The 11,321-nt window shown below is 30.6% G+C and carries 10 protein-coding genes and 1 tRNA gene; all 11 read right to left on the bottom strand.

All coding sequences use genetic code 11. The annotated features are described in order from the left end of the window. Nucleotides 1-100: 100 nt before the first annotated feature. Nucleotides 101-176, bottom strand: a tRNA-Thr gene (locus GXK56_RS27100). A 77-nt stretch (nucleotides 177-253) separates the two neighbouring features. Beyond that, nucleotides 254-901 (bottom strand): RNA polymerase sporulation sigma factor SigH, encoded by a 648-nt coding sequence (sigH, locus tag GXK56_RS27095; protein WP_160693362.1) that lies wholly within the window; start codon nucleotides 899-901, stop codon nucleotides 254-256. Between the two features lie 59 nt (nucleotides 902-960). Then, nucleotides 961-1,473: an NYN domain-containing protein gene (locus GXK56_RS27090; RefSeq protein ID WP_160693360.1), complete on the bottom strand. Its 513-nt coding sequence runs from the start codon at nucleotides 1,471-1,473 to the stop codon at nucleotides 961-963. A 13-nt stretch (nucleotides 1,474-1,486) separates the two neighbouring features. Continuing rightward, nucleotides 1,487-2,290, bottom strand: a complete 804-nt coding sequence (gene rlmB, locus GXK56_RS27085) for a 23S rRNA (guanosine(2251)-2'-O)-methyltransferase RlmB (protein ID WP_243156284.1) — start codon at nucleotides 2,288-2,290, stop codon at nucleotides 1,487-1,489. Between the two features lie 131 nt (nucleotides 2,291-2,421). After that, a complete protein-coding gene (locus GXK56_RS27080; RefSeq protein ID WP_160693356.1) occupies nucleotides 2,422-2,835 on the bottom strand; it encodes a ribonuclease III domain-containing protein in 414 nt (137 codons plus the stop codon). Between the two features lie 117 nt (nucleotides 2,836-2,952). Further along, on the bottom strand, nucleotides 2,953-4,353 hold the full coding sequence (gene cysS / locus GXK56_RS27075; protein ID WP_160693354.1) for a cysteine--tRNA ligase: 1,401 nt from the start codon (nucleotides 4,351-4,353) through the stop codon (nucleotides 2,953-2,955). Nucleotides 4,354-4,370: 17 nt separating this feature from the next. Continuing rightward, nucleotides 4,371-6,083: a proline--tRNA ligase gene (locus GXK56_RS27070; protein ID WP_160693352.1), complete on the bottom strand. Its 1,713-nt coding sequence runs from the start codon at nucleotides 6,081-6,083 to the stop codon at nucleotides 4,371-4,373. 361 nt (nucleotides 6,084-6,444) lie between these two features. Beyond that, a complete protein-coding gene (gene ispD, locus GXK56_RS27065; RefSeq protein ID WP_160693350.1) occupies nucleotides 6,445-7,131 on the bottom strand; it encodes a 2-C-methyl-D-erythritol 4-phosphate cytidylyltransferase in 687 nt (228 codons plus the stop codon). Nucleotides 7,132-7,150: 19 nt separating this feature from the next. Further along, complete coding sequence (locus GXK56_RS27060; protein ID WP_160693348.1) at nucleotides 7,151-8,251, bottom strand: PIN/TRAM domain-containing protein; 1,101 nt, start codon at nucleotides 8,249-8,251, stop codon at nucleotides 7,151-7,153. A gap of 221 nt (nucleotides 8,252-8,472) precedes the next feature. Next, the gene (gene disA / locus GXK56_RS27055; RefSeq protein WP_160693346.1) at nucleotides 8,473-9,537 is read right to left on the bottom strand and encodes a DNA integrity scanning diadenylate cyclase DisA; all 1,065 of its coding nucleotides are present in this window, start codon (nucleotides 9,535-9,537) and stop codon (nucleotides 8,473-8,475) included. A 335-nt stretch (nucleotides 9,538-9,872) separates the two neighbouring features. Beyond that, entirely contained in the window at nucleotides 9,873-11,249 is a 1,377-nt protein-coding gene (gene radA, locus GXK56_RS27050) for a DNA repair protein RadA (RefSeq protein ID WP_160693344.1), read from the bottom strand. Nucleotides 11,250-11,321 lie beyond the last annotated feature (72 nt).

Genomic DNA, 11,321 nt, shown 5'->3' with positions numbered 1-11,321 from the left:
GTGTGGTTTACTTCTTTCATATTTTGCTTTTGCCATTGTAATTTTCCTCCCTTATTACATTGTGATAAACTTTGCCTAGTGTTTTTTATTTTTTATTATTTGGAGCTCACAATCGGGATTGAACCGACGACCTCCACCTTACCAAGGTGACGCTCTACCGACTGAGCTATGTGAGCGTTCAAAATTACCTATGTTCTTTGATATACCAATTATAAAGTTTACTATCATTTTTTTTATTTGTCAATATAATTTACTACTTTAAATCTAAGCATTTTTCTAATTTTCTTTTAACTCTTTGTAGTGCATTATCAATGGATTTCGAATGTCTTTCCAAATCACTTGCAATCTCTTGATAAGACTTTCCATCTAAGTATGATGTAAGCACTTCTAATTCCAATCCTGACAGCACTTTAGAAATTTTTTCTTCAATATAAGCCATCTGCTCTTTACTTATCATCAATTCTTCTGGATCAGTAATTTTCATCCCAGCTAATACATCTAAAAGAGTTCTTTCAGATTCTTCCTCATATATAGGTTTATTTAAAGATACATAAGTATTCAAAGGAATATGTTTTTGCCTAGTAGCCGTCTTTATTGCAGTTATAATCTGTCTAACAACACATATTTCTGCAAAAGCTTTAAATGATGTTGATCTTTCTGGATTAAAGTCTCTGATAGCCTTATACAAACCTATCATTCCTTCTTGATAAATATCTTCTTTATCTGCTCCAATCAAAAAGTATGATTTAGCTTTTGCCTTAACAAAATTCTCATATTTTGAAATTAAATATTCCTGAGCTCTATTTTCTCCATTTTTAGCTCTTGAAACTATTTCTTCGTCTGTCTTGTCTTTGAAATCTAAAAAACCTTTCAATGATTCACTCTCAACTCTCTTCTGCATTAAACTGACCACCCATTTAGACAATTATACTCTAGTAAAAATCAATTAGTCAACTGAATTTACTTGCCTCTTCTAATTTCTTCTAATATTCTAGCTGTCTTTTCGTCTATATTATCACTAACACTATTTCTATCTATAGTTTTATTTTTATCAGCCTTAACCTTTATAGATTTCTCTACCTTAACCATTTCACTATAAAACTCCAAAGATGACATTCTAACTGCTCCCCTTTGAAAAATTGTTTGTTGTTCTAAACTATCTGAAGTAACTACTACTATTTCATGTTTTCTCCCTAATGAGTTTACTTGTTTTTCAATATAACTATCAGCTGTTTCCCCATCCTTAGTAAAGATGACTAAAATATTTTTATTTATTTCCTCTTTTTTTTCAAGACTGCCCATAACCTTATGAGCGTCAAATACTAATACTATTTTGCAGGCTTTAAAAACACCGTAATTATGTAGCTTATCTATTAAAGTTTGCCTTGCAGCTTCAAAACTAAAATCTTTTCTCTGCTTCAGATTCGGCCAGCTATTTATTACATTATATCCATCTACAAAAATAGTTTTCACTGTATACCTCTTTCTATTTTAATCGTCCTTTTAATACTTCATACATCATTATACCACCAGCTACTGAAGCATTCAAAGAGTTAATCTTTCCGACCATAGGTATTTTTATTAGTTTGTCACACTTTTGCACCGTTAATTTAGATATGCCTCGCCCTTCATTTCCAATTATAATTGCACAAGGTCCACTAAAATCTACCTGATAACTATATTCTTCTGCTCTTATATCTGCACCATAAACCCATATACCTTTTTCTTTTAAATCTTCTATAGTCGCATTTAAATTTGTAACTTTAGCTATTTTTACATGTTCTATTGCCCCTACAGAAGATTTATATACTGTTGCACTTACTGATGCACTTCTTCTTTTAGGAATAATAATACCATGAACTCCAAATAATTCTGCTGTTCTTGCTATAGAGCCTAAATTATGAGGATCTTCAACTTCATCTAGAATAACAATGAATGGATCCTCTCCTTTTTCTTCAGCTAAATCTAATATATCTGACACTTCAGAGTATTTAAATGGCGTTACTTTAGCTATAACTCCCTGATGCACTGCCCCGTTGCACATTGAATCAAGCTTTTTTTTATCAACTTCTTTGATTATAATTCGTTTTTCCTTAGCCAAACTGACAATTGTATTTATAGAACCTTCTAATTTGCTATTAGATATATATAAAGTTTCAATTGTTCTTTCTCCCTTTAAAGCCTCAATTACAGCATTTCTCCCAATAACAATATCTTCTCTCTCTTCAACTTGATTGTTTTCTATATTTTTATTAAATTCAAGACTTTTTTCTTTTTTCCCTCCAGATATTGCTTCATTATTTTTTTTATCCTTCAATACAGATTTTCCTTCGCTATTTTGATTTTTTATAAATCTGCCCTTTGAATCAAAGTTATTCGATTTACCTTTCACCTAACTTCCTCCTTACTATATTTATAAATTTATTTGATAATTTCAATACTTTTACCCAATACGAATTCTAAACGTTCTTTATTTCCGGTTAAATACAAATAGCCCACTAATGCTTCAAATCCAGTAGCTGTTCTATAATCTCTTACATCTGCATTTTTAGGAACAGTAGGAGATTTAGCATTTCTACCTCTCTTATATATCGCCTCTTCTTCCTCAGTTAGAAGTGGCTCTATTTCATGCATTATACAAGCCTGACTTTTTGCTTTAACATATCCTATTGCTTTCACATGAATTTTATTTGCTGATAAAGATGTATTTTTCATTAAAATATAGTTTCTGATAAATACTTCAAACACTCCATCTCCTATTAATGCTAATTGAAGCGGATTTAACATTCTTGCTTCATCTTGTGAAAATTCCCTCATTCTAAAATCATCTAACATTACATTTCTCCTTTTAATAAAGCATGCTTAAAAAAATAACAAGTCATATTATTATTTTTTTTGACTCGTTATTTTTTCATATGCATAAGGGGTGCAAAATTGCAACCCCCCCTTTAATTAATCAATCTTTTTCCATCTAACCCCTTGAGGTGTATCTTCTAAAACTATATTTCTGTTCTTCAAATCATCTCTTATCTTGTCAGCCAAAGCAAAATCTTTATTTTTTCTTGCTTCCTGTCTTTTATCAATAAGCTCTTGAATTTCAGTTTCTAAATCCTTTTTGATTTGATTTTGAAGAATTCCAAGCGGCTTGCCAAGTTCTCTTATTAAAGTTTCCGCCTTTTCACATAATTCAGCTGAAGAATTAATATTAACATTATTATTAATATCCTTTGTCAAATCAAATAATACTGAAATTGCATCTGCTGTGTTGAAGTCATCATCCATCTTTTCTATAAATTTTTCTCTATATTTATCCAATGATTTTAGATAACTCTCTTCTTCCTCATTTATTTCTTTTCTACTAACTTCATTCTTTAAATTTTCAAGATTGTTTATACAATTATACAATCTTTCTATTGAAGACTTGGCTGAATCCAATAATTCTTTAGTAAAATTTATTTGAATTCTATAATGACCTGATAACATCAAAAATCTTATTGCATCTGAATCATATTCTTCAAGAATTTCCCTTGCAGTAAAAAAGTTGTTTAATGATTTTGACATCTTTTTATTATCTACATTTACAAATGCTGCATGCATCCAGTAATTTGCAAAAGGCTTACCTGTTAAAGCTTCACTTTGAGCTATTTCATTTTCATGATGTGGGAATTTTAAATCCATTCCTCCAGCATGAATATCAATTGTATCTCCTAATATTTTTTTCGCCATACAAGAGCACTCTATATGCCAACCGGGTCTTCCAACTCCCCAAGGACTTTCCCATCCAGGTTCATTAGCTTTTTGAGCTTTCCATACAGCAAAATCCATTGGATCTTTCTTTCTTTCATCCACAGATATTCTTGCTCCTGCTTGTAGGTCCTCTAAGTTTTGACCTATTAATTTCCCATAGCCTTCAAATTTCTTTGTACTATAGTATACATCCCCATCTACTTCGTAAGCAAAACCAGCATCAATTAATTCTTGCACAAATTGTATTATATCATCAATAAACTCCGTTGCTCTAGGATTTACAGTTGCTCTTTCTATTTTGAGTGCATCTGCATCTTGATAATATTCTTTTATATATTTATCTCCAAGTTCCTTTACTGTAATGCCTTCATCATTAGCTTTATTAATCATTTTATCATCTATATCTGTAAAATTTTGAATAAAATCAACCTTATATCCTCTATATTCAAAATATCTTCTAATAGTATCAAAAACAATGAATGTTCTTCCATTTCCTATATGAAAGAAATTATAAACAGTTGGCCCACAGACATACATTTTCACTTCACCCGGAGTAATAGGGTTAAACTCTTCTTTTTGTCTGGTTAAAGTATTATATACCTTCATTATTTTACCTCCAAAAGTTATTTTAATTTCATATTATTTTTTTCAAATTCATTTTTTACCACATTACAAACATCACCTATTTTGATTACTTCCATTTCGCTATCTCTAAGCTTAAATTCAACTTCTCCATCAGTAATTTTCTTACCTACAGTTACTCTCATAGGTATTCCCATTAATTCTGAATCCTTAAATTTTACTCCTGCTCTTTCGTTTCTATCATCTAAAATAGCTTCTACACCCATACTTATCAATTCTTCATAAAGTTCATTAGCAGCCTTAACTTGTTCTTCATCTTTAACATTTACAGGAATTACTGATATATGATATGGTGCAACTGATAATGGCCATACAATTCCATTTTCATCATGATGTTGTTCAATTATAGATGCCATTGTTCTAGTAACTCCAATACCATAACACCCCATTATAAATGGCTTTTCCTTACCATCTTCATCAATGAAATTAGCGTTCATCGCTTCCGAATATTTAGTTCCAAGCTTGAAGATATGACCAACTTCTGTTCCTCTAGCAATAGTAAGTTTTTCACCACATTCTGGACATGTATCACCTTCTGCTACATTTCTAAAATCACCAATTGTTCCCTCAAAGTCTCTTCCATAATTCACGTTTTGTATATGGTATCCAGTTTCATTTCCACCTACAACAAAATTATACATGTTTTTAACTTCTTCATCTACTAGCACTAAGTCAGCTTTTATTCCTATTGGTCCTGCAAATCCTATGTCACATCCAGCTGCATTAATATAATCTTCATGAGATGCCATTTCTAAATCTCCTGAAGCATTTGAAGCATTTGCTACCTTAACTTCATTAACTTCTCTATCTCCTCTTACAAATACAGCAACAATTTTGCCATCAACATTATATAACAAAGTCTTAACTGTCTTTTTAGGAGATATATTTAAAAATTCTGCCACCTCATTTATTCCTCTGCTATCAGGCGTAGCTATTCTTTTCGCATCTAACAATTCTTCTTTTTCTACTTCTTCTAATTTAGCAGTTGCTTTTTCAATGTTTGCTGCGTAATTACAATGAGTACAGAATACTACATCATCTTCTCCAACTTCCGATTTAACCATGAATTCTGCTGAATTAGACCCTCCAATGGCACCTGAATCTGCTGCAACACATTTAGCATCTAAACCACATCGGTTAAATATCTTTACATATGCATCATGCATTTTATCGTATGCTAAATCTAACCCCGCTTGATCTTTGTCAAAACTATATGCATCCTTCATAACAAATTCTCTAGATCTCATAACTCCAAATCTTGGTCTACGTTCATCTCTATATTTAGTTTGAATTTGATATAAATTAAGCGGCAACTGTTTATATGATTTTATTTCATTTCTTGCTATATCAGTAAATACTTCTTCATGAGTAGGTCCTAAACAAAAATCTCTTTCTCCCCTATCTTTTAATCTAAACATTTCCGCACCATATGCATCCCATCTGCCTGATTCCTGCCATAATTCTGCTGGAATCATAGCTGATGCTAAAAATTCTTGTGCCCCTGCAGCATTCATTTCTTCTCTTACTATATCTTCTACTTTTTTTAATACTTTTAATCCAAGAGGCATATAATTATATACTCCTGCCGCCATTTTTCTTATCATTCCAGCTCTTAACATAAGCTTATGGCTATCAATTTCAGCTTCTGCTGGAACTTCTCTTAATGTTGATATTAACATATTAGACATTTTCATTTTTCTATTTCCTCCTATAATTTTGTTTAATTTATACTGAATAATAAAAATTATTGATTAGCTACTTAAAAATATATTGTTATTCACATATATAATTTTATAAATAAAAAAACTCGCCCTAATCCACATTAGGGCGAGTAATATCGCGGTACCACCTAAATTTATTCTCTAGTAATGATAACGGTATTAAACCGATAGTTTTTACCTATACTCAGAAGCTGGTTCAAAGTCTGGTTAAAAGTCTTACAGCCTATGGACTTTTTCTCTTAATTATTCGACTTCTACTATTCTTCATCATCGCTTTGAAAACTTAATTTTGTTTTAGTTTATTATAACTTCTTGAAATTTACATGTCAACATCTTATAATAACGGCTGATTTTTTACTAAATACTCTGCTAAAATCAAATCTTCTGGTGTTGTTATTTTTATATTTGTATATTCACCATCATATACATACACCTTATTTCCAAACAACTCTGCAACCATAGTATCGTCAGTAACTGTAGTTCCACTTTCTTTAATCTTCTTATGACATTCATATATTAAATTAAAATCGAAAGCCTGGGGTGTTTGAATTGCAACTGCTCTACTTCTATCTATTGTACTTATTGAAAAATTATCTTCACCTTTTATTTTTATAGTATCTTTAGGCATCACTCCCGGTGCTGCTGCTTTATGCATTTTAGCGTATTTAACAGCATCATTTATTATTCTCTGAGACACAAATGGTCTTGCTCCATCATGAATTAATACTATATTAGAATCCTCTAATTCACTTAAGGCATTATAAACAGAATCTTGCCTTTCATTACCACCAAATACTACTTTATCTAATTTTAGTTGATACTTTTGCAAAACTTCTTTTTTACAATATTCAATCTCATCTTCTGGTATAACCAAAATAATTTTATCTATAAATTTATTCTTTATAAACTGTTTAAGAGTGTAATAAAGAATGGGCTTGCCATTCAAACTAATATACTGCTTACTTTGAATAGTGCCCATTCTTTTACCTCTTCCTCCAGCCAATACAATCGCACTAACCATTCAGAAAATCTCCTTAATTTTAATTGTCCTTTGGTTTAGCAAATATCATTCTTCCCGCTGCTGTTTGGAGAACTGATGTAACGATAACATCTGTCGTTTGTCCTATATATTTTCTTCCACCTTCAACAACGATCATAGTTCCATCCTCTAAATATGCTACACCTTGACTTGACTCTTTTCCATCCTTAACTATATCAATAGTCATTTCCTCCCCAGGTAATACCACTGGTTTTATTGCATTTGATAATTCATTTATATTTAATACAGGAACCCCTTGGAATTCTGCAACTTTGTTTAAATTATAATCATTAGTTATAACTTTTCCCTCCATTTTTTGAGCAAGTTTTAAAAGCTTAGCATCAACTTCTGCAATTTTAGGGAAATCATCATCTACAATTTGTGTTTCTATTGATAATTCTTTTTGAATCTTATTTAATATATCTAATCCTCTTCTTCCTCTATTTCTTTTTAATGCATCTGAAGAATCGGAGATATGTCTTAGTTCATCTAATACAAAATTAGGTATTACTAATGGCCCTTCAACAAATCCAGTTTCACAAATGTCAAATATTCTTCCATCAATTATAACTGATGTGTCTAATATTTTTGGAATTCCAACAACTGTTGTTTCTTTAACGGAATCTTTAACTTTTTTCTCTTTTATTACAGGTTTTTTAATATTAACAAGAAGAGTCGTTATGTCCTCTTTCTTTTTAATCATTATTTTTGCACCTATTACGGCAGCTAATACATTTAACAAAACTAATAAAATTGGTCCAAATAATCTATGCACATCATTTATTGGCTTTGCAATAAACGTCATAAGTATTAATGCAATAACAGCTCCTACAGTTCCATAAAGTATCTCTGTTATACTCATTTTCTGCATGCTCTTCTCAATATAATCAATTAAATTAGAAATACCGTTATATATAATAGGGGAAACAATATATAATATGAGTCCAAAAATTAAAGATATAATAATATAAAATGCAAACATAGCTATCGTCGTTGAAAGATAACTAGCAATTTGAGGAATTGTGATTAACACTTCTGATATAAAATAACCTATTATCATTCCAATAACAGAAAAAACCCCTCTTAATAATTTTTTTAACACATACTTCACCTCCTCTTAATTCTTTACATATTTATAATGATTTAATCATGTTTTCAATTTTTTGCTACATTCCCTTAATTATAACATAGAATAAGTTTATCTAAAATGAATAAATTATTAAGTTTAATTACAAACCTTATACTATTATTTAAAAACGTTTATTTATTAATGCATTAAGATAAACTATTCTTATTAATAATCACTTTATAAATAAGTTCTTTTTATATTTCTTTCTTTAATAGCACATGCTCTTTAATACGCTTCAACCCATCTTTGATAGCAGTTGCTCTAGCGTCGCCTATTCCTTCAACATTATCCAAATCTATTATATCTGCATCTATTACATTGCTAAGTTCTTTAAATTCTTTTATAAGATTATCAATTACGCTTGCTGGTATCCTTGGAACTTTACTTAATATTCTATATCCTTTTGGAGATATTAGTGTATCCATAAGTTGTGTTCCACCATGGCCCAAAGCTCTTGAAATAGAATCTAAATCTAGCAATTCTGTCGCATTAAGTTTTTGGATCACTTCATATACTTCAGTATATTTTAAACCATCTTTACAATAATCCTTTATTAATAATATTCCATCTCTTTCAATATGTTTTACTAGCTCATTTAGTTGCATAGATATTAGTCTACCTTCATTACCAAGCTCTAATATATACATATTTATTTCTTCCACAATCCTCATTACCATTTCAGTTCTTTGAACTGCAGTTACTACATCAAAAAGAGTAGTCAAATCTTGAAATTCAAGTATATTTAAATTATTAATAACACGTTCAAGAACTGCTACATACTTCTCTAAAGTCTGAATTGCCTGATTAGCTTTTCCTAAAATCACACTACTTTCTCTCAAAACATATTTTATATCACCCTTATACATGGTTATTATATTCCTTCTTTGAGATATGGCAATTACTATATTATTTGTTTGTTTAGCGACCCTATGAGCAGTCCTATGGCGAGTTCCTGTTTCATAGGTTGGAATAGATGAATCTGGTATTAGCTGAGCATTAGCACAAACTATCCTTTTCAAGTCTTCTGTTATTACTATCGCCCCATCCATCTTTGCCAGTTCATACACATACGATGGAGTATATTCAGAATTAATATAAAACCCTCCATCAACTAATTTCATAACCTCTTCATCATCACCAATTACTATTAATCCACCAGTTTTTGCCCTTAATATATTTTCAAGGCCTTCCCGTAGCTGAGTGCCTGGGCACATTATTTTTAATACATTTTTTATTCCTATTCCTTTTTCTATTCTCATACACTCACCCAATTTCTATATACTATTATTTATTGACCGTTATGAATCACTTACTCTTCAAAAACCTCCCACCTTGTATAATCTTATTGACCAATTAATCCCCAAAAAATCAAATTTTAAACTATAAAACTATAATACTATAATAAATATAATCTCTCAATGATATTTGTTAAATTTAAATATACTATACATTTTTGTTGAAAATTGTTTAAATTGCTTTACAATACAGTATTAAAACTATTTTAATATATATTTTCTGATAAAAATACGTATTAATCAGTAAATTATTTAAACATTTCATTTGAATTAATTTTATCTACTTTAATAAATATTCTTTAATCATTGTATACATGACTTATCACGTTCATTAAAGTCTTTAATTGGATTACTTCAATACCCTTAAACCCTATTTCTCTTACAAATGAATCTTTAGCAACATATACTTTTTTAAATCCCATTCTTTCAAGTTCTTTAACTCTACTTTCTATTGATGGTACTTTTTTTAGCTCTCCTGTCAATCCAACATCAGCTATAAACGCAACAGTTGATTCAATTCCTAGCTGTTTTACAGAGGATACTATACTCATAATAACAGCTAAATTAATACCTTGCTCCCTTATCTTCATACCACCTGTAGTTTTAATAATTACATTTTTATCGTATAGATTAATTCCACCACGCTGTTCCAATATAGATATCAATGTATTTAACTTATCTTTACCTAACGTCTCACCTATACGCGTTGGATAAGGTGTAAAACTTTTAGATACTAAACTTTCTATTTCTGTTATAATAGCTCGAGTCCCTTCTTTAATTACAGTTAATGCACTTCCAGAAACAATTTCACCAGCTTCACGTTTAGTCATAAAAAATTCTGAAGGATTATCAATTGAAATAACACCCTTCTCACACATTTGGAAAAATCCATTTTCAATACCTCCAAATCTATTTTTAGAACTTACAAGCACACGTAATTCTTCATCATTATCATCTTCTATTATAAGAACTGTATCTACCAAATGCTCCAATGCTCTTAAGCCTGCTAGTTCATCACTCTTAGTCATCTGCCCTACTACAATAACAGCTCTTGGTCTTTTTTCATTCTTTGCAATTTGAAGTAAAGCATTAGCACATTCCATAGTCTGAGTAGGAGATCCCGCTCTCGCTGGCAATGCACTTTCCATTGTGAAAGTTTGTATACTATCTACAATTAACATATCAGGATCAACTTCCTCTACTGCTTCTAAAACACTATCCAAACTATTCTCTTGTAACACCCATATATGTTCATGAATTTTGTCCAAGATTCTGTCTGCTCTATTTTTTATCTGACTATCACTTTCTTCACCTGATGCATATATAACCTTATGGCCCTTTTTAGCTACAGCATCTGATATCTGAAGTAATAAAGTTGATTTTCCAGCTCCAGGTCTTGCAGTTATTATAGAAATTGAATCTTTTACTATTCCACCACCCATAACTCTATCAAATTCATTTATTCCTGTAATAATTCTATCACTTTTATTCGAAACTACTTCTGATAGTTTTTTTATAGGCTTTTTCGATGCCTGCCGCACCTTTGTTTCCATACTCCTTGCTTCAACAACAACTTCCTCCAATGTATTCCAACTATTACAAGTTGGGCATTTTCCAAGCCATTTTATACTTTCAAATCCACAACCCGAGCATCTATATAATGTTTTCTTTTTCATAAATATCTCCTTTTACTTTTTATCGATCTGTTAAGTTATATGAACATTGCGCTTCTCAACCTTAGGAAATAC

The sequence above is a fragment of the Clostridium sp. C2-6-12 genome (assembly GCF_009928485.1).
GTDB lineage: Bacteria > Bacillota > Clostridia > Clostridiales > Clostridiaceae > Clostridium.
This window is presented reverse-complemented; position numbering and strand designations above follow the sequence as displayed.